We start from the raw sequence: 19,620 nt of genomic DNA on the forward strand, positions 1-19,620 counted from the left end.
ACGACATCGCGGCCTGTCTATATAAGGCGTGTGTCGAGTACGGGTTATAAGCGCCATCAAGGGCGGCAGGCACCTGTCACAGCGGGCCGTGAGCAGTTCGGTAGCACTTGTGGGAACTGGGCTGCGCCGCTTGCGCAACGAGTATCACCACAGGTGCGGATGACGGACGGTCGAGGGCGATTCAGCGGCTGGCTCGACAACAGGGGTCTTGTCTGTTTGCGACGCGCTAAAAGGTGGCGCGTTTGCAGATCGGTGTTCATTTTGTGAGCGGTTTTCGCTCTTGTGGATAAAGGGAATCATCTGTGGGAGCAAAGCTTGCTCGCGATGGCGGTATGCCAGTCGACATCCATGTTGAATCTACTGCCGCCATCGCGGGCAAGCCTTGCTCCCACAGAAAACCCTCTTGCCACAGAGCGTTGTGCAAACAAGGTTTCAGCACTCCACCGCACTGACCGCCAAGCCGCCGCGTGAGGTTTCCTTATATTTGTCATGCATGTCGGCACCGGTATCACGCATGGTACGGATCACCCGGTCCAGGGAGATGAAATGTTGGCCATCCCCGCGCAAGGCCATTTGGGCGGCGTTGATGGCCTTGACCGCGGCGATCGCATTACGCTCGATGCACGGCACCTGCACCAGGCCGCCCACCGGATCGCAGGTCAGGCCGAGGTTGTGCTCCAGGCCGATTTCCGCCGCGTTGCACAGTTGTTCCGGCGTGGCCCCGAGGATCTCTGCCAGACCGGCCGCCGCCATGGCGCAAGCCGATCCCACCTCGCCCTGGCAACCGACTTCGGCGCCGGAAATCGATGCGTTCTTCTTGCACAGGATCCCGACGGCCGCCGCACCGAGGAAATAATCTACGACGTTGGCGTCGGTGACCGCTTCGCTGAACTTCATGAAGTAATGCAGCACTGCCGGAATGATCCCCGCCGCGCCATTGGTCGGCGCCGTGACCATGCGCCCACCGGCGGCGTTCTCCTCGTTGACCGCCAAGGCGAACAGGTTGACCCACTCCATGGCGCTGAGGGTCGAGCCGATGACATTGGGTTTGTTCAGCTCTTGCAGGCTGCGATGCAACTTGGCCGCACGCCGACGCACATTCAAACCGCCCGGCAGGATGCCTTCATGCTTGAGGCCCTGTTCGACACAATCCTGCATGGCCCGCCACAGCTTCATCAGGCCACTGCGGATCTCTTCTTCGGAACGCCAGACCTTTTCGTTGGCCATCATCAACTGGGCCACCCGCAGGTCGTGGGTGCGGCACAGCTGGAGCAACTCTTCAGCGCTGGAAAAATCGTAAGGCAGCTCGGTGCGATCCAAGTCCACTACACCGCTGGAGGCCTGGGCCTGATCGACAACGAAACCACCGCCGACCGAGTAATAGGTGTCACGGTGCAGCTCGCCGTCGGCGCCCTCGGCCACCAGCGTCATCGCATTGGGATGGAACGGCAGGTTTTCGTCGATCAGGCGCATGTCCCGGGACCAGACGAAAGGCACAGGCAGGCGACCGTCGAGCAGCAGGGTCTGGGTTTCGCGCAGCCGCTCGATGCGCGGGCCGATCTGCGACGGGTCGATGGCGTCCGGCCACTCGCCCATCAAGCCCATGATCACCGCGTTATCGCTGCCATGGCCGATGCCAGTGGCCGAAAGCGACCCGTAGAGCTGAACTTCCACCCGCGCTACTTGTTCCAAAAGTCCTCGCTCACGCAAACCTTGCACGAACAATGCGGCGGCTCGCATCGGGCCCACGGTGTGTGAACTGGACGGGCCGATACCGATTTTGAACAGGTCGAAAACGCTGATTGCCATTGCCGAGAACCTCCAGAACAGGCACATCCGGGCGCAGGAGCGTCCGGTGACGGAGCTGCTACGCTCAACGCCGGGATGGCCGCATCATCCGGTTTTTGCCATGGCGTGCGACGTCTGACACCGACGCAATCATGCCCAGCAGCGCCGCCCCGTCCTGCCCCCGGTTTTGCGGCGTTTTTCTGCGTATCAGGGGCCCATCAGGGGCGGAAAAAATCTGTAAACGACGTCACCAACACTGGATGCGACCCTCCCTGTACTGGATACGACCCACCCTGTAGGCGTCAGATTTGCACTGGTACATGATCGGTTACGGCTCGTTTGCAAGGCCGCGTGTCAGAGAGTGCCCACGCGCCACCAACCGCAACATCCCATAAGCGCGGCGTCCTGACCGGACACCGCCGATAAAACACCAGGAGTCCACCCATGAAAGGTTCCACATCGTTGTTGTTGGCCGCCATGCTGAGTCTTCCGATGCTGGCCAACGCTGCTGAACCCGAACAGTGCAGCACCGTCAACTTCTCCGATGTCGGTTGGACCGACATCACCGTGACCACCGCCACCACCAGCGTGGTGCTCGACGCCCTCGGCTACAAGACCAAGACCACCATGATTTCCGTGCCCGTGACCTACAAGTCCCTGGCCGACGGCAAGAACATGGACGTGTTCCTCGGCAACTGGATGCCGACCATGGAAAACGACATCAAGTCGTACCGCGAAGCCGGCACCGTGGAAACCGTGCGCACCAACCTCAAGGGCGCCAAGTACACCCTCGCCGTACCCCAGGGTTTGTATGACAAAGGCCTGCACGACTTCGCCGACATCGCCAAATTCAAGAAAGAACTGGACGGCAAGATCTACGGGATCGAGCCCGGCAACGACGGCAACCGCCTGATCCAGAGCATGATCGAAAAGAACGCCTTCGGCCTGAAGGACGCGGGTTTCAAAGTCGTCGAGTCGAGTGAAGCCGGCATGCTCTCGCAGGTCGACCGTGCCGCCAAGCGTGGCACCGATGTGGTGTTCCTCGGCTGGGCGCCACACCCGATGAACACCCGCTTCAAAATCCAGTACCTGACCGGCGGCGACGACTTCTTCGGTCCCGACTTCGGTGCCGCCACCGTGGCAACCAACACCCGCAAGGGCTACAGCCAGGAATGCAGCAACGTTGGCCAGTTGTTGAAAAACCTGGAATTCACCGTCGACATGGAAAGCACACTGATGGGCAACGTGCTCGACGACAAAATGAAGCCTGAGGCCGCCGCCAAGGCCTGGCTGAAGAAAAACCCACAGGTACTCGATACCTGGCTGGCTGGCGTGACCACCATTGACGGTAAACCAGGCCTGGAAGCCGTGAAAGCCAAGCTCGCGCAATAACTGTTTATGTTATGCCGGGCGGGTTCGCTCGCCCGGGCTGTTTATCCCTTGCATGCGGACGTTCACTACCATGCTCATTGATCAGAAAATACCCTTGGGCCAGTACATCGCGGGCTTTGTCGAATGGTTGACGCAAAACGGCGCCAACACCTTCGACGCAATCGCGCTGTTCCTGGAAACGATGATTCACGGCGTGACGTTTGCGCTGACCTGGTTCAACCCCCTGGCCCTGATCGGCCTCATTGCGCTATTGGCGCACTTCATCCAGCGCAAATGGGGCCTGACCGTATTCGTCATCGCGTCCTTCCTGCTGATTCTTAATCTGGGTTACTGGCAGGAGACCATGGAAACCCTCGCACAGGTGCTGTTCGCGACCCTGGTTTGCGTATTGATCGGCGTGCCGCTGGGCATTGTTGCCGCGCACAAGCCGATGTTCTACACAATGATGCGTCCGGTGCTCGATCTGATGCAGACCGTACCGACCTTCGTCTACCTCATTCCTACCCTGACCCTTTTCGGTCTGGGTGTGGTCCCGGGCCTGATCTCCACGGTGGTGTTCGCGATTGCCGCGCCCATCCGCCTGACCTACCTGGGCATCCGCGACGTACCGGACGAACTGATGGACGCCGGCAAAGCCTTCGGCTGCTCCCGTCGCCAGCTCCTGTCGCGCATTGAACTGCCCCATGCGATGCCGAGCATCGCGGCCGGTATCACCCAGTGCATCATGCTGTCGTTGTCGATGGTGGTGATCGCCGCGCTGGTGGGTGCCGATGGCCTGGGCAAACCCGTGGTCAACGCACTGAACACCGCCGATATCGCCCTGGGCTTCGAAGCCGGCCTGGCGATCGTCCTGCTGGCAATCATGCTCGACCGAATCTGCAAACAACCCGACGCCAAAGTAGGGGGTGACGCATGAGCATAATTCGTTTTGAAGACGTCGACGTGATCTTCGCCAGGGATCCACGCGAAGCGCTCAAGCTGCTCGACCAGGGCATGACCCGCAACGAAATCCTGAAGAAAACCGGGCAAATCGTCGGCGTGGAAAAAGCCACCCTGGACATCGAGAGAGGTGAAATCTGTGTCTTGATGGGTCTGTCCGGCTCCGGCAAATCCAGCCTGCTGCGCTGCATCAACGGCTTGAACACCGTCAGCCGTGGCAAGCTGTTCGTCGAGCATGAAGGCCGGCAGATCGATATCGCTTCCTGCACCCCCGCCGAACTGAAGATGATGCGTACCAAGCGCATCGCCATGGTGTTCCAGAAATTCGCCCTGATGCCCTGGCTGACGGTGCGCGAGAACATCAGCTTCGGCCTGGAAATGCAGGGCCGTCCGGAAAAAGAACGCAAGAAGCTGGTGGATGAGAAGCTTGAGCTGGTGGGCCTGACCCAATGGCGCAACAAGAAGCCCGACGAGTTGTCCGGCGGCATGCAGCAACGGGTCGGCCTGGCCCGCGCCCTGGCAATGGACGCCGACATCCTGCTGATGGACGAACCCTTCTCGGCCCTCGACCCGTTGATCCGCCAAGGCCTGCAAGACGAGTTGCTGGAGCTGCAACGCAAACTGAGCAAGACCATCGTGTTCGTCAGCCACGACCTTGACGAAGCCCTGAAGCTGGGCAGCCGAATCGCGATCATGAAAGACGGCCGGATCATCCAGTACAGCAAGCCGGAACAAATCGTGCTGAACCCGGCGGACGACTATGTGCGCACCTTCGTCGCCCATACCAACCCGCTCAACGTCCTGTGCGGTCGCAGCCTGATGCGCACCCTGGACAACTGCAAGCGTATCAACGGCTCGGTGTGCCTGGATCCGGGCGGCGACTCCTGGCTCGACCTGGCCGAAGGCAACACCATCAAGGGCGCCCGGCAGAACGGCGCGGCACTGGACTTGCAAAACTGGGTACCGGGCCAAGCCGTCGAAGAGCTGGGCCGGCGTCCGACCTTGGTGGACTCCAACATCGGCATGCGCGACGCGCTGCAGATTCGCTACCAGACCGGCAACAAACTGGTGCTTCACGATAACCAGCAAGTCGTCGGGATCCTGGGCGACAGCGAGCTGTACCACGCACTGCTGGGCAAGAACCTGGGCTAAGCCAACGCCAACAAAAACGCCGCGAGATGAACGCGGCGTTTTTGTTTGAGTGGTTCTGAACGGTATTCCAGCTATCAAGCGCATTTGGCCTACATGCCAACCGACGAGTGTTATAAAGACATCCCCAAAAGTCCTCGCCCCGGCAAATAGCGACGACTTGTCATAGAACTTATTTTTTGTTGATTGAACGTTCAATCAAAACAAAATAGACTGGCTTTCGTTCCGGCAGACGACATTCGTGCGCCGGATGGCCTAAGGAGATGTGCTAGATGCCCAAGGTCGGTATGCAACCCATCCGCCGCCAACAACTGATCGAAGCCACGTTGCAAGCGGTCGATCAAGTCGGCATGGGGGACGCCAGCATTGCGCTGATCGCCCGTTTGGCCGGTGTCTCCAACGGCATCATCAGTCACTACTTTCAGGACAAGAATGGCCTGATCGCGGCCACGGCCCAGTACCTGATGACTGTCCTGAGCGAGAACGTCACCGCGCGCCGGCAGGCGCTGGAGGACACAAGCCCCCGGGCTCACCTCAAGGTGATCATCGAAGGCAACTTCGACGCCAGCCAGGTCAATGGCCCGGCAATGAAAACCTGGCTGGCCTTCTGGGCCACCAGCATGCACCACCCGTCTTTGCACAGGTTGCAGCGGATCAACGATCACCGTCTGTATTCCAACCTGTGTAGCCAGTTCCGCCGCGTGTTGCCCGTTGATCAGGCGCGCAGCGCAGCAAGGGGCCTGGCCGCGTTGATTGACGGTTTGTGGCTGCGCGGAGCGCTGTCGGGAGACGCGTTCGATACCGCCCAGGCGCACCAGATCGCTTACGAATACATGGATTTCCAACTGGCCAAAGCAGGGGCGCCAGAGCACACAGAACCGCTCGACTCCTGAACCGCCGCCGAACCGCGTAGTCAGCTATAAACGACACGCCCGGTGGTCAGCCAACCACTTATGCACTTGCGAGGACTTTATGGCCCGTTTCGAACTGCAAAAACTCTACATCGATGGCGCGTACAGCGATGCCAGCGGCGACGCCACTTTCGAAGCCATCAACCCTGCCAACGGTGAAGTTCTTGCCCAAGTGCAGCGTGCGACATTCGAGGACGTCGAGCGCGCCGTGGTCAGCGCCGAAAAGGGCCAGAAAGTCTGGGCCGCCATGACCGCCATGCAGCGCTCGCGCATCCTGCGTCGCGCCGTGGACATCCTGCGCGAGCGCAACGATGAACTGGCCGCCCTGGAAACCCTGGACACCGGCAAGGCCTACTCCGAAACCCGCTACGTCGACATCGTCACCGGTGCCGACGTGCTGGAATACTACGCCGGCCTGGTGCCGGCCATCGAAGGCGAACAGGTTCCGCTGCGCACCACTTCATTCGTCTACACCCGTCGCGAGCCCCTGGGCGTGGTGGCCGGTATCGGCGCGTGGAACTACCCGATCCAGATCGCCCTGTGGAAATCCGCCCCGGCCCTGGCGGCCGGTAACGCGATGATCTTCAAGCCGAGCGAAGTCACCTCGCTGACCACCCTGAAACTGGCCGAGATCTACACCGAGGCCGGCGTTCCAGCAGGTGTGTTCAACGTCCTGACCGGCAGCGGCCGTGAAGTCGGCACCTGGCTGACCGAGCACCCGCGCATCGAAAAAATCTCCTTTACCGGCGGCACCGACACCGGCAAAAAAGTCATGGCCAGCGCCTCGAGTTCTTCGCTCAAGGACGTGACCATGGAACTGGGCGGCAAGTCGCCGCTGATCATCTTCGACGACGCCGACCTGGATCGCGCCGCCGACACCGCGATGATGGCCAACTTCTACAGCTCCGGCCAGGTCTGCACCAACGGCACCCGCGTGTTCGTGCCGAGCCACCTCAAGGCGGCCTTCGAAGCCAAGATCGCCGAGCGCGTGGCGCGCATCCGCATCGGTAATCCTGAGGACGAAAACACCAATTTCGGTCCGCTGGTGAGCTTCGCCCACATGGAAAGCGTGCTGGGCTACATCGAGAAAGGCAAAGCCGAAGGCGCGCGCCTGCTGTGCGGCGGCAGTCGCCTGACCGACGGCGAATTGGCCAAGGGCGCGTTCGTCGCCCCGACCGTGTTCACCGATTGCACCGACGAGATGACCATCGTGCGTGAAGAAATCTTCGGCCCGGTGATGAGCATCCTCACCTACGACACCGAAGAAGAAGTGATCCGCCGCGCCAACGACACCGACTTCGGCCTGGCCGCCGGCGTCGTGACCCGCGACCTGAACCGCGCCCACCGTGTGATCCACCAGCTCGAAGCCGGCATCTGCTGGATCAACGCCTGGGGTGAGTCGGCGGCGGAAATGCCGGTCGGTGGCTACAAGCAATCAGGCGTGGGCCGTGAGAACGGTATCAGCTCGCTGAACAACTTCACCCGCATCAAATCGGTACAGGTCGAGTTGGGCGATTACACGTCGGTGTTCTGATCTGGCATTTACTTCGCCGGCCAGGCCGCCATCGCGAGCAAGCTCGCTCCCACATTGGGATGAGATCTCCTGTGGGAGCGAGCTTGCTCGCGATCGAGTGCAAAGCACTCGCCAACCCTGAACCCAATTCCAGAAGAGGGTGCATTTCATGTCCCAAACATTCGATTACATCATCATCGGCGCCGGTTCGGCCGGTAACACCCTGGCCACCCGCCTGACCGAAGACGAAGGCGTCACCGTCCTGCTGCTCGAAGCCGGCGGTCCGGACTATCGCCTGGACTTCCGCACGCAAATGCCCGCCGCCCTGGCGTTCCCGCTGCAAGGCCGGCGCTACAACTGGGCCTACGAAACCGACCCGGAGCCACACATGGATGGCCGCCGCATGGAGTGCGGTCGCGGCAAGGGCCTGGGCGGTTCTTCGCTGATCAACGGCATGTGCTACATCCGCGGCAACGCCCTGGACTATGACAACTGGGCCAAGCTGCCGGGCCTGGAAGACTGGACCTACCTCGATTGCCTGCCGTATTTCCGTAAAGCCGAAACCCGCGACATCGGCCCGAACGATTACCACGGCGGCGACGGCCCGGTCAGCGTGACCACGCCCAAGGCCGGCAACAACCCGCTGTTCCACGCCATGGTCGAGGCCGGCGTGCAGGCCGGTTACCCGCGTACCGAAGACCTCAACGGCTATCAACAGGAAGGTTTCGGCCCGATGGACCGTACCGTCACGCCCAATGGCCGTCGCGCCAGCACCGCGCGCGGTTACCTGGACATCGCCAAGAAGCGCTCGACCCTGACCATCGTCACCCACGCCCTGACCGACAAGATCCTGTTCGAAGGCAAACGTGCGGTCGGCGTGCGTTACCTGGTGGGCGCCGCCGAAGAGCGCGTCGAAGCCCGGGCGCGCAAAGAAGTGCTGCTGTGCTCCGGTGCCATCGCCTCGCCGCAGATCCTCCAGCGTTCCGGTGTCGGCCCAGCCAAGCTGCTGGAAAGCCTCGACATCCCGGTGGTTCACGATCTGCCAGGCGTCGGTGAAAACCTGCAGGACCACTTGGAGCTGTACCTGCAATACGCCTGCACCCAACCGGTTTCCCTGTATCCGTCGCTGCTCTGGTACAACCAGCCGGCCATTGGTGCCGAGTGGCTGTTCAACGGCACCGGGATTGGCGCCAGCAACCAGTTCGAGGCCGGCGGTTTCATCCGCACCCGTCCGGAATTCGATTGGCCGAACATCCAGTATCACTTCTTGCCGGTGGCGATTAACTACAACGGCAGCAACGGTGTGAAGGAACACGGTTTCCAGGCGCACATGGGCTCCATGCGTTCGCCAAGCCGCGGCCGGATCCAGGCCAAGTCCAAGGACCCGCGCCAGTATCCGAGCATCCTGTTCAACTACATGGCGACCGAGCAGGACTGGCAGGAATTTCGCGATGGCATCCGCCTGACCCGCGAGATCATGCAGCAGCCGGCGCTCGATCCGTTCCGTGGCCGCGAGATCAGCCCGGGCATCGAGGTGCAGACGGACGAGCAGTTGGACCAGTTCATCCGCGAGCACGCCGAAACCGCGTTCCACCCGTCCTGCTCGTGCAAGATGGGCACCGACGACATGGCGGTGGTGGACGGCGAAGGCCGTGTGCACGGCATGCAAGGGTTGCGAGTGGTGGATGCCTCGATCATGCCGATCATCACCACCGGCAACCTGAACGCGCCGACGATCATGATCGCCGAGAAAATCGCCGACAAGATCCGCGGCCGCAAGCCCCTGCCACGCAGCACCGCGCCGTACTTCGTGGCCGGCGATGCGCCGGTGCGTGGCAAGCCAATGCGTGAAGTGGGGCCTACCGCCCTGTAAGCCTCAGGGCCGCCATCGCGAGCAGGCTCGCTCCCACAGGGGTTCTGAGGCGGACACAGATTTTGTGACCACCAAAGATCCACTGTGGGAGCGAACCTGCTCGCGATGGCGTCCAACCTGACACCCCCAGTATTCCCTTCCTTCTTGATCCCTCCCCCACCCAGGCCTAATCTAGAGCCGCCGCGTCAACACGCCGCACCTCGCAGCATCGTCACTCCAGACAAGGAGGTTCCATGTTCGACTTCCACCCCCAGCTCAAGCAGCGTTTTGCTGCCTTGCGCACGGGCGCTGAATTCTTTTCCCTGCGTTACGTGCGCGAGTCCGGCCAGCACTTGTCAGTGCGCAAGAATGTCGCCGAACCGCCCAGCCTGGGCCGTGATGAAGGGGCGATGCTCACCGTGCGGGTCAACGGGGTCGAGGCGTATGCCGCTACCAACGACCTGTCCCAGGCCGGCCTGCAAGCGGCACTGGAACGTGCCGAGCAACATGCTCGCGGGCTCAAGCCCCATGCCCTGCTGGACCTGCGCGAGCAAGCGGTGTCCAGCGACCGCGCCGATTACTTCTCGCCGAATTTCGACCAGGCCTTCCCGCCACTGAGCGATTGCTACCAATTGCTCGGCGACGAATCAGCCGCAGTGCCCCAGGACGAGCGCCTGGTGAACTGGCAAGCCAGCATCGGCCTGACCCAGGTCGAACAGATCTACCTCAACAGTGCCGGCGCTGAACTGCGCCAGGCCCAACGCTTCATCTACCCGGCCCTGGAAGTCACCGCCTTCGACGGCAACGACAGCCAGACCCGTACCCTGGGCCGGGAAAATTTCGGCCAGCAAGGCGGCTTCGATGTAATCAGCCGCAGCGGCTTGATCGGTGCCGGGCGGAAAATCGCTGACCAGGCACTGCAACTGCTGTTGGCGCCAAACACACCACAAGGCCCCCGCGACCTGCTGCTGATGCCTGACCAGATGATGTTGCAGATCCACGAATCCATCGGTCACCCGCTGGAACTGGACCGCATCCTCGGGGACGAGCGCAATTACGCCGGCACCAGCTTCGTCAAGGCCAGCGATTTCGGCCACCTCCAATACGGCTCCAGCCTGTTGAACGTGACCTTCGACCCGGACATTCCCGAAGAACTGGCGAGCTACAGCCATGATGACGACGGCAACGCCGCCAGCAAGCAGTTCCTGATTCGTGAAGGCCTGTTGCTGCGTCCATTGGGCGGCGCGCTGTCACAGTTCCGCGCCGGCCTCGACGGTGTCGCCAACAGCCGCGCCTGCGGCTGGAATCGTCCGCCCATCGACCGTATGGCAAACCTGAACATCGAACCCGGCGACCAGTCCCTGGAACAGCTGATCCAAGGCACCGAGCACGGCGTGCTGATGCGCACCAACCGCTCCTGGTCCATTGACGACGCCCGCAACAAATTCCAGTTCGGCTGCGAGTGGGGCCAGTTGATCGAGAACGGCGAGCTCAAGGGCGTGGTGAAGAACCCCAACTACCGGGGTATTTCCGCGCAATTCTGGAAGAGCCTGCGCGCCGTGGGCGATGCCAGTACCTCCCGGGTCCTGGGCACGCCGAACTGTGGCAAGGGCGAACCGAACCAGGTCATCCGCGTCGGCCATGCGTCGCCGGCCTGTGTGTTCAGCAACGTTGATGTGTTTGGGGGGGATGCCTGATATGAGCACCGTCAATAATCAGGCCGAGGCATTCAAGGTGTTGGTCGACTGGCTGCGCGATGCGCTGCATGAGCAGGAACAGTTCACCTTGGGTTATGCCGCCGAGTCCTCGGCCTTCGTGCGTTTCAACCACGCCAAGGTGCGCCAGGCCGGGCAGGTGCAGCAGGCCAATGTCAGTTTCAAATTGATCGACGACGGGCGTCACGCCGACCTGCAGATCACCTTGTCCGGCGACACCGAGACCGACCTGCAACGCCTGTCCGAGGGCCTGCAACAGCTGCGCGAAACCTTGCCGCTGCTGCCTCGCGATCCGTATCTGTTGCTCAACCCCGACCATTGGCAGAGCCATAACGTGCAGGACCATCCGTTGCCTGACACCGAGCAGGCCGTGGCGCAAATCACCCGCGCCGCCGAAGGCCTGGACCTGGTGGGGTTCTATGCGGCCGGGCCCATCAGCCGGGGTTTCGCCAGTTCATCGGGAGCATTCGGCTGGCATCAGGCCAACAGCTTCAACTTCGATTTCAGCCTGTTCCATGAAAACGGCCAGGCGGTAAAAGCCAGCTACGCCGGTCATGCGTGGAGCAGCGAAGGATTTGCCCGGCGCTTCGAGCAGGCCCGCGAGCAACTGGCGTTCCTCGGCCGGCCACTGCGCACATTGCCGCCCGGCGAATACCGCGCCTACCTGGCGCCGGCCGCTCTGGAAGAGATCATGGGCATGCTCAGTTGGGGTGGGTTCTCGGCCCGGGCGATTGCCAGCAAGCAGAGCCCGTTGCAGAAGTTCTACGCCAACGAAGCAAGCCTGAGCCCCAACGTGTGGCTGAGCGAGCAGGTCAGTGGCTCCTTGAGCCCGGCGTTTTCCGACGAAGGTTATCCCCGCGATGACCTGGCGCTGATCGCCAAAGGCACGGCCAATGCGCAGTTGGTCAACTCCCGCAGCGCCGCCGAATACGGCCTCGCCGCCAACGGCGCCAGCAGCTACGAATACCCCACGGCGCTGGACATGCAGGGCGGACAACTGGAGCAAAAATACATCCTCGAGCAACTTGGCACCGGGCTGTACATCAGCAACCTCTGGTACCTGAACTACTCGGACCAACCGGCCGCCCGCCTGACCGGCATGACCCGCTTCGCCACGTTCTGGGTCGAGAACGGCCAGATCGTGGCGCCGGTCAGCACCATGCGTTTCGACGACAGCGTCTACAGCCTGCTCGGCTCGCAACTCGAAGCCCTGACCCGAGAGCGGGAACTGCTGCTCTCGGCCAGCACCTACAGCCAGCGGGCCACGGCCTCGATGCTGTTGCCGGGGGCGCTGGTCAAGCGGTTGACTTTGACGCTGTAAAAAAGCATCGCGGGCAAGCCTTGCTCCCACAGGATGTGCGCCGTACGTGTGGGAGCAAGGCTTGCCCGCGATGAAGCCAACAGACACCCGAACACAAACAAGAGGTCCCATGCCCAACCGTGCACCGCTCGACGCCGTCACCGCCCGCTGGCTTCCGTGGGTGGTGGCGATTGCCTTCTTCATGCAGTCCCTGGACGGGACCATCCTCAACACCGCCCTGCCCGCCATGGCCAGCGACCTGGCGGAAAACCCGCTGCGCATGCAGGGCGTGATCATTGCCTACATGCTCACCGTGGCGTTGCTGATCCCGGCCTCGGGCTGGATCGCCGACCGCTTCGGCACCAAGAAGATTTTCTTCGGGGCGATCCTGCTGTTCAGCTTCGGCTCGTTGCTGTGTGCCTTGTCCAGTTCGTTGAGCATGCTGATCGGCGCCCGGGTCATCCAGGGCCTGGGCGGAGCGCTGATGCTGCCGGTGGGCAGGCTGGTGGTGCTGCGGGCGTATCCGCGCTCGGAACTGGTGCGGATCATGGGCTTCATCACTATCCCCGGCCTGCTCGGCCCGCTGATCGGGCCGACCATGGGTGGCTGGATGGTCGAATACCTGACCTGGCACTGGATCTTCATCATCAACCTGCCGGTGGGTGTGATCGGCTGTTATGCCGTGTGGAAGTTCATCCCCGACCTGCGGGGCAGCGAGCGCACGCGGTTCGATGGATTGGGGTTCCTGCTGTTCGGCGCGGCGATGGTGCTGATCACCATCGCCATGGAGGGCCTGGGTGAACTGCACCTGCCGCACCTGCGCGTGATGCTGCTGCTGTTCGGCGGCATGGCCTGCCTGGCGGCCTATTGGCTGCGGGCCGGGCACGTCGAAAACGCGCTGTTCCCGCCGTCACTGTTCAAGACCCGGACCTTCGCCGTGGGCATTCTTGGCAACCTGTTCGCGCGCCTGGGCAGCGGCGCCCTGCCGTTCCTGGTGCCGTTGCTGCTGCAAGTCGCCCTGGGCTATTCACCGTCCCAGGCAGGGATGAGCATGCTGCCCCTGGCAGCGGCGGCCATGGTCGCCAAGTCCGTGGCCCGGCCGCTGATCGAGCGCTTTGGTTACCGCGCCGTGCTAACCAGCAACACCCTGGCCCTGGGCCTGATGCTGGCAAGCATGGGCCTGGTCAGCGAACAGACGCCGTACTGGCTGCTGCTGGCGCAACTGGCGGTGCTGGGCGCGATCAACTCGCTGCAATTCACCGCGATGAACACCGTGACCCTGATCGACCTGGACGACGCCAGCGCCAGCAGCGGCAACAGCCTGCTGTCGGTGGTGGCGCAGCTGTCCCTGAGCCTCGGCGTGGCCTGCGCCGGCGCCCTGCTCGGCGGCTTTACCGCCCAGGTAGGCAACGATGGGGTGGAAACCGTACTGGGGGCGTTCCAGCTGACGTTCGTGACGGTGGGGATCATGGCGATGCTGGCGGCGACGATTTTTTCCCAACTTTCGAAGCAGGATGGGCGACGGGACAAGCGGCCGGATGAGCATATCGAACACTAAGTCGCTTCGTGGCTGGGAGATTTTGTGGGAGCAAGGCTTGCCCGCGATACAGGCGACTCGGTTTTCCTGGGGGAAATGCCTCGCCTGCATCGCGAGCAAGCTTTGCTCCCACAGTTTCACAGTTCCAGAGCTCCAGAGCTCCAGAGTTCCCAAAGCTTCTGGAATTGCCACCCCCCCGGGCAGGCCCTGCCCTCACAGCTCGTCCAGAACTTTCGAAGAAAGTGGCACGAGGCTGCTACACTGCGCGACATTTTGTTTTGCAGGCCAGTCCCGTGACCACCATTGCCACCGCTTTTAATACTTTGCCGCTGTCCGCCGCCATGCTGGCTAACCTCGAATCACTCGGTTATGCCCAGATGACGCCGATCCAGGCGCAAAGCTTGCCGGTGATCCTCAAGGGCATGGACCTGATCGCCCAGGCCAAGACCGGCAGCGGCAAGACAGCCGCCTTCGGCATCGGCCTGCTGAACCCGATCAACCCACGCTTCTTCGGTTGCCAGGCGCTGGTGATGTGCCCGACCCGTGAGCTGGCCGACCAGGTCGCCAAGGAAATCCGTCGCCTGGCCCGCGCCGAAGACAACATCAAGGTCCTGACCCTGTGCGGCGGCGTGTCCTTCGGCCCGCAGATCGCCTCCCTGGAACACGGCGCCCACATCATCGTCGGCACCCCTGGACGCATCCAGCAGCACCTGCGCAAGGGCTCGCTGGTTCTGGACGGCCTCAACACGCTGATCCTCGACGAAGCCGACCGCATGCTCGACATGGGTTTCTACGACGCCATCGAAGACATCATCCAGCAGACCCCGGAACGCCGCCAGACGCTGCTGTTCTCCGCCACCTACCCGGTGGGCATCAAGCAACTGTCGTCCAAGTTCATGCGTAACCCGCAGCAAGTGAAAGCCGAGGCGTTCCACTCCGACGCGCAGATCGAGCAGCGCTTCTACGAGATCTCCCCCGAGGAGCGCATGGACGCAGTGGTCAAGGTCCTGGCGCATTTCCGCCCGGCCTCTTGCGTGGCGTTCTGCTTCACCAAGCAGCAGGTCCAGGAAACCGTCGATCACCTGACGGCCAAGGGCATCTCGGCCGTCGGCCTGCACGGCGACCTGGAACAACGCGACCGCGACCAGGTGCTGGCGATGTTCGCCAACCGCAGCACCTCGGTACTGGTCGCCACCGACGTGGCGGCCCGCGGCCTGGACATCGATGCACTGGACATGGTGATCAACGTCGAACTGGCCCGGGACTCGGAAATCCACATCCACCGCGTCGGCCGCACCGGTCGCGCCGGTGAGAAAGGCATCGCCATCAGCTTGGTGGCGCCATCCGAAGCCCACCGCGCCCAGGCCATCGAGCAACTGCAGAAGTCGCCGCTGAGCTGGGACCAACTGGACAACCTCAAGTCCCAAGGCGGCGGCCCGCTGTTGCCGGCCATGAGCACCCTGTGCATCGGTGCCGGTCGCAAGGACAAGGTCCGCCCCGGCGACATCCTCGGCGCCCTGACCGGCGAGGCCGGCATCCCCGGCGCCCAGGTCGGCAAGATCGCGATCTTCGATTTCCAGGCCTACGTGGCCGTGGAACGCGGCATCGCCAAACAGGCCCTGCAACGCCTGAACGATGGCAAGATCAAGGGCCGCTCGTTGCGGGTGCGGATCCTGTAACCGATCGCCTGACGAACAGAGATCAAACTGTGGGAGCGAGCTGTATGGGAGCAAAGCTTGCCCGCGATGAAAACGCCGCGGTCTCTTGAGGACCGCAGCGCCTGGATCGCGAGCAAGCTTTGCTCCCACACAGCTCGCTCCCACATTCAGTTATGTGGGAAAGCTGAGAGGACACCGTTTTGCGCTCTACCGAAGTCGTGATCATTGGCGCTGGCGCCGCGGGGTTGATGTGCGCGCTGACCGCGGCCGCGCGCGGGCGGCAGGTGATGTTGCTGGACCACGCCAACAAGGCCGGCAAGAAGATCCTCATGTCGGGCGGTGGGCGCTGCAATTTCACCAACATGTACACCGAGCCGGGCAATTTCCTTTCGCAGAACCCGCACTTCTGCAAGTCGGCCCTGGCCCGCTACACCCAGTGGGATTTCATCGCCCTGGTGGCCAAGCACGGCGTGCCCTATCACGAGAAAAAGCTCGGCCAGTTGTTCTGCGATAACAAATCCAGCGACATCCTCGGCCTGCTGTTGGATGAATGCGACCAGGCCGGCGTCAGCCTGCATCTGGACACCTCGATCACGCAGATCGAAAAAACCGACAGCGGCTACCTGCTGCAAACCACCCTCGGCGCCATCGCCTGCCAGTCCCTGGTGATCGCCACGGGCGGGCTGTCGATCCCGACCCTGGGGGCGACCGGTTTCGGCTATCAGGTGGCAAAACAGTTTGGCCATGAACTGCTGCCGACTCGCGCCGGCCTGGTGCCGTTCACCATCACCGACCAGCTCAAGACCCTCTGCACCGAACTGTCGGGCACCTCGGTGGATTGCCTGGTGAGCTGCAACGACCAGAGCTTTCGCGAGAACATCCTGTTCACCCACCGCGGCCTGAGCGGTCCGGCGATCCTGCAGATTTCCTCGTTCTGGGAACCGGGGGACACGGTGCAGATCAACCTGCTGCCCGACCACGATGTGCCGCAATGGCTGCAACAGCAGCAGGCCGAACGCCCCAACAGCGAACTCAAGACGTTGCTGGGCGAGTTGTTCACCAAGAAAATGGCCAACCTGCTGGCGGACACCTGGTTCGTGTCCAAACCCATGAAGCAGTACACCCATGCGGAGCTGGCAGACATCGCCGAGAAACTGGCGAGCTGGAACGTCGTCCCCGCCGGCACCGAAGGCTACCGCACCGCCGAAGTCACCCTGGGCGGCGTCGATACCCGGGAAGTCTCGTCCAAGACCATGGAATCGCTGAAAAGCCCCGGGCTGTATTTCATCGGCGAAGTGCTCGACGTCACCGGGCACCTGGGCGGGTTCAACTTCCAGTGGGCGTGGGCATCGGGGTATGCGGCGGCGCAGTACGTCTGACCCGACACGATTCGAATGTGGGCAATAACCCTGTGGGAGCGAGCTTGCTCGCGATGGCGGCAGTTCTGTCACATTGATGTTGACTGAACCTTCGCTATCGCGAGCAAGCTCGCTCCCACAGGGGCTCAGCGGTATACGTCGGAACACTTTTTGCTGTCAGATGTGATCGCCGCCATTGCGTCGGCGTCATTACTGCCTCAATTTAGCGTCATTGCCCGTCAGGCCCGTGCACTTCATGTCAGCGAACTCGTTTAGTCAGTCTTTGCGTCGCCTTTGGGCGTTGGATAAGTTCAGTTATAGCGTGCGGGTCTTCATCGCCCTGACCGGCAGCATGGGGCTGTGCTGGTACCTGGATGAAATGGCGCTGCTGATTCCCTTGTTCCTGGGCATCATCGCCAGCGCCCTGGCCGAGACGGACGACAGTTGGCAGGGCCGCCTCAACGCGCTGGCCGTGACCCTGGTGTGCTTCACCGTCGCGGCGTTGTCGGTGGAGCTGCTGTTCCCCTACCCCGTCCTGTTCATCATCGCCCTGGCCCTGGCGGCCTTTGGCCTGACCATGCTGGGCGCCCTGGGTGAGCGCTATGGCGCCATCGCCTCGGCCACGCTGATTCTTTCGGTCTACACCATGATCGGCGTGGACCAGCGCGGCGGCGCCGTCAACGATTTCTGGCATGAACCCCTGCTGCTGGTCGCCGGTGCCGCGTGGTACGGCTTGCTGTCGGTGTTGTGGCAGGCGTTGTTTTCCAACCAACCGGTGCAACAAAGCCTGGCGCGGCTGTTTCGCGAACTGGGGCGCTACCTGAAACTCAAATCGTCGCTCCTGGAGCCGATCCGCCAACTGGACGTCGAAGCCCGCCGCCTGGAACTGGCCCAGCAAAACGGCCGGGTGGTCGCTGCGCTCAACAGCGCCAAGGAAATCATCCTGCACCGCGTGGGCAATGGCCGCCCCGGCTCGAAAGTCAGCCGGTACCTGAAGCTGTACTTCCTGGCCCAGGACATCCACGAACGCGCCAGCTCTTCTCACTACCCCTACAACGCTCTGGCCGAGGCCTTCTTCCACAGCGACGTACTGTTCCGCTGCCAACGCCTGCTGCGTCAGCAAGGCAAGGCCTGCCAGGCACTGGCCGAGTCGATCCAACTGCGCCAGCCATTCGTCTATGACGCCACCTTTGCCGAGGCCCTCAACGACCTGCACGCGTCCCTCGAACACCTGCGCATCCAGAGCAACCCAGCCTGGCGCGGCTTGCTGCGTTCCTTGCGGGCACTGTCGGTGAACCTTGCCACCATGGACCGCCTGCTCAGCGACGCGAGCAACCCCGACGCCCTGGCCGACGCCACCGACAGCAGCCTGCTCGACCGTTCGCCGCGTAACCTCAAGGATGTCTGGCTGCGCTTGCGTACGCAGCTCACGCCCACCTCGCTGCTGTTCCGGCATGCCCTGCGTTTGCCCCTGGCCCTGAGTGTCGGCTACGCCATGGTGCATCTGATCCACCCGTCCCAGGGCTATTGGATCATCCTCACCACGCTGTTCGTGTGCCAACCCAACTACGGCGCCACCCGGCGCAAGCTCGGCCAGCGGATCATCGGCACCGCCATCGGCCTGACGGTGGCTTGGGCATTGTTCGATCTGTTTCCCAACCCGCTGGTGCAATCGAGCTTCGCCATTGCCGCCGGGGTGGTGTTCTTCACCAACCGCACCACCCGCTACACCCTGGCGACGGCGGGCATCACCATCATGGTGCTGTTCTGCTTCAACCAGGTGGGCGACGGCTACGGGCTGCTGTTGCCACGGCTGCTCGATACCTTGCTCGGGAGCCTGATTGCCGGGCTTGCGGTCTTCCTGTTCCTGCCTGACTGGCAAGGTCGTCGGCTGAACAAGGTGCTGGCCAATACGCTGACCTGCAACAGCATTTATCTGCGCCAGATCATGCAGCAGTACGCCGCCGGCAAAAGCGACGACCTGGCCTATCGCCTGGCTCGACGCAACGCCCACAACGCCGATGCCGCGTTGTCCACCACGCTGGCGAACATGCTGATGGAGCCGGGGCATTTCCGTAAGGAAGCCGATGTGGGCTTCCGCTTCCTGGTGTTGTCCCACACCCTGCTCAGCTACCTGTCGGGCCTGGGTGCCCACCGGGGCACGGAACTGCCGGCGCAGGTGCGCGAGCAACTGATCGATGGTGCGGGGGTGAAGCTGGCAACGAGCATCGACGAAATCGCCCAGGGCCTGGCGAGTAAAACGCCGATTGTGGTTCAAAGCGACGAGGAGGAGGCCCTGGCCAATGAGCTTGAGCAGATGCCCGATGAGATCGACGAAGGACAGCGGTTGGTGCAGACGCAATTGGGGTTGATCTGCCGGCAGCTCGGTCCGTTGCGCACATTGGCGGCGCATTTGGTCAAGGACACCAGCGAGGCTTGAGGGTTGTGGTGTTTACACTATTGCCATCGCGAGCAAGCTCGCTCCCACAGTGGATTTGCTGTGCACAC

13 protein-coding genes are annotated in these 19,620 nt (G+C 62.4%); 12 read left to right on the plus strand and 1 reads right to left on the minus strand.

All coding sequences use genetic code 11. The annotated features are described in order from the left end of the window. Positions 1 to 432 precede the first annotated feature (432 nt). Positions 433 to 1,809, minus strand: coding sequence for an L-serine ammonia-lyase (locus tag HU749_RS27715; RefSeq protein WP_186649211.1), 1,377 nt, complete (start codon positions 1,807 to 1,809; stop codon positions 433 to 435). A 423-nt stretch (positions 1,810 to 2,232) separates the two neighbouring features. Here HU749_RS27715 and HU749_RS27720 point away from each other — a divergent pair, with 423 nt between their 5' ends. From HU749_RS27720 to yccS, 12 genes are all read left to right on the plus strand, one after another. After that, a complete protein-coding gene (locus tag HU749_RS27720; protein ID WP_079302927.1) occupies positions 2,233 to 3,180 on the plus strand; it encodes a choline ABC transporter substrate-binding protein in 948 nt (315 codons plus the stop codon). Positions 3,181 to 3,250: 70 nt separating this feature from the next. Further along, positions 3,251 to 4,096, plus strand: coding sequence for a choline ABC transporter permease subunit (gene choW, locus HU749_RS27725; protein ID WP_014340605.1), 846 nt, complete (start codon positions 3,251 to 3,253; stop codon positions 4,094 to 4,096). Next, the gene (choV, locus tag HU749_RS27730) at positions 4,093 to 5,271 is read left to right on the plus strand and encodes a choline ABC transporter ATP-binding protein (protein WP_079302928.1); all 1,179 of its coding nucleotides are present in this window, start codon (positions 4,093 to 4,095) and stop codon (positions 5,269 to 5,271) included. The genes choW and choV overlap by 4 nt, the downstream gene beginning before the upstream one ends. 269 nt (positions 5,272 to 5,540) lie before the next feature. Then, positions 5,541 to 6,161 carry a transcriptional regulator BetI gene (betI, locus tag HU749_RS27735; RefSeq protein WP_003206359.1) on the plus strand — a complete coding sequence of 207 codons (621 nt, stop codon included), beginning with the start codon at positions 5,541 to 5,543 and terminating at the stop codon, positions 6,159 to 6,161. Positions 6,162 to 6,240: 79 nt separating this feature from the next. Beyond that, positions 6,241 to 7,713, plus strand: coding sequence for a betaine-aldehyde dehydrogenase (gene betB / locus HU749_RS27740; RefSeq protein WP_003206360.1), 1,473 nt, complete (start codon positions 6,241 to 6,243; stop codon positions 7,711 to 7,713). A 148-nt stretch (positions 7,714 to 7,861) separates the two neighbouring features. Further along, positions 7,862 to 9,565 (plus strand): choline dehydrogenase, encoded by a 1,704-nt coding sequence (gene betA, locus HU749_RS27745; protein WP_186649213.1) that lies wholly within the window; start codon positions 7,862 to 7,864, stop codon positions 9,563 to 9,565. A gap of 233 nt (positions 9,566 to 9,798) precedes the next feature. Beyond that, positions 9,799 to 11,241 carry a TldD/PmbA family protein gene (locus tag HU749_RS27750; RefSeq protein ID WP_186649215.1) on the plus strand — a complete coding sequence of 481 codons (1,443 nt, stop codon included), beginning with the start codon at positions 9,799 to 9,801 and terminating at the stop codon, positions 11,239 to 11,241. 1 nt (position 11,242) lies between these two features. Then, positions 11,243 to 12,580 carry a TldD/PmbA family protein gene (locus HU749_RS27755; RefSeq protein ID WP_095962523.1) on the plus strand — a complete coding sequence of 446 codons (1,338 nt, stop codon included), beginning with the start codon at positions 11,243 to 11,245 and terminating at the stop codon, positions 12,578 to 12,580. A 70-nt stretch (positions 12,581 to 12,650) separates the two neighbouring features. After that, on the plus strand, positions 12,651 to 14,117 hold the full coding sequence (gene mdtD, locus HU749_RS27760) for a multidrug transporter subunit MdtD (protein ID WP_141248766.1): 1,467 nt from the start codon (positions 12,651 to 12,653) through the stop codon (positions 14,115 to 14,117). A gap of 320 nt (positions 14,118 to 14,437) precedes the next feature. Continuing rightward, a complete protein-coding gene (gene dbpA, locus HU749_RS27765) occupies positions 14,438 to 15,775 on the plus strand; it encodes an ATP-dependent RNA helicase DbpA (RefSeq protein ID WP_233903712.1) in 1,338 nt (445 codons plus the stop codon). A gap of 179 nt (positions 15,776 to 15,954) precedes the next feature. Beyond that, on the plus strand, positions 15,955 to 17,133 hold the full coding sequence (locus HU749_RS27770; RefSeq protein ID WP_046063282.1) for a BaiN/RdsA family NAD(P)/FAD-dependent oxidoreductase: 1,179 nt from the start codon (positions 15,955 to 15,957) through the stop codon (positions 17,131 to 17,133). 235 nt (positions 17,134 to 17,368) lie between these two features. After that, a complete protein-coding gene (gene yccS, locus HU749_RS27775) occupies positions 17,369 to 19,552 on the plus strand; it encodes a YccS family putative transporter (RefSeq protein ID WP_079302933.1) in 2,184 nt (727 codons plus the stop codon). Positions 19,553 to 19,620: the final 68 nt, after the last annotated feature.

Origin of the sequence: Pseudomonas ogarae (genome assembly GCF_014268695.2) — a bacterium.
In the GTDB taxonomy this organism is placed as follows: Bacteria; Pseudomonadota; Gammaproteobacteria; order Pseudomonadales; family Pseudomonadaceae; genus Aquipseudomonas; species Aquipseudomonas kilonensis.

Bases quoted from the DNA above. Each gene is read 5' to 3' on its own strand.
- HU749_RS27715 (WP_186649211.1), bottom strand. From the start codon at position 1,809: ATGGCAATCAGCGTTTTCGACCTGTTCAAAATCGGTATCGGCCCGTCC.
- HU749_RS27720 (WP_079302927.1), top strand. From the start codon at position 2,233: ATGAAAGGTTCCACATCGTTGTTGTTGGCCGCCATGCTGAGTCTTCCG.
- choW (WP_014340605.1), top strand. From the start codon at position 3,251: ATGCTCATTGATCAGAAAATACCCTTGGGCCAGTACATCGCGGGCTTT.
- choV (WP_079302928.1), top strand. From the start codon at position 4,093: ATGAGCATAATTCGTTTTGAAGACGTCGACGTGATCTTCGCCAGGGAT.
- betI (WP_003206359.1), top strand. From the start codon at position 5,541: ATGCCCAAGGTCGGTATGCAACCCATCCGCCGCCAACAACTGATCGAA.
- betB (WP_003206360.1), top strand. From the start codon at position 6,241: ATGGCCCGTTTCGAACTGCAAAAACTCTACATCGATGGCGCGTACAGC.
- betA (WP_186649213.1), top strand. From the start codon at position 7,862: ATGTCCCAAACATTCGATTACATCATCATCGGCGCCGGTTCGGCCGGT.
- HU749_RS27750 (WP_186649215.1), top strand. From the start codon at position 9,799: ATGTTCGACTTCCACCCCCAGCTCAAGCAGCGTTTTGCTGCCTTGCGC.
- HU749_RS27755 (WP_095962523.1), top strand. From the start codon at position 11,243: ATGAGCACCGTCAATAATCAGGCCGAGGCATTCAAGGTGTTGGTCGAC.
- mdtD (WP_141248766.1), top strand. From the start codon at position 12,651: ATGAAGCCAACAGACACCCGAACACAAACAAGAGGTCCCATGCCCAAC.
- dbpA (WP_233903712.1), top strand. From the start codon at position 14,438: ATGCTGGCTAACCTCGAATCACTCGGTTATGCCCAGATGACGCCGATC.
- yccS (WP_079302933.1), top strand. From the start codon at position 17,369: ATGTCAGCGAACTCGTTTAGTCAGTCTTTGCGTCGCCTTTGGGCGTTG.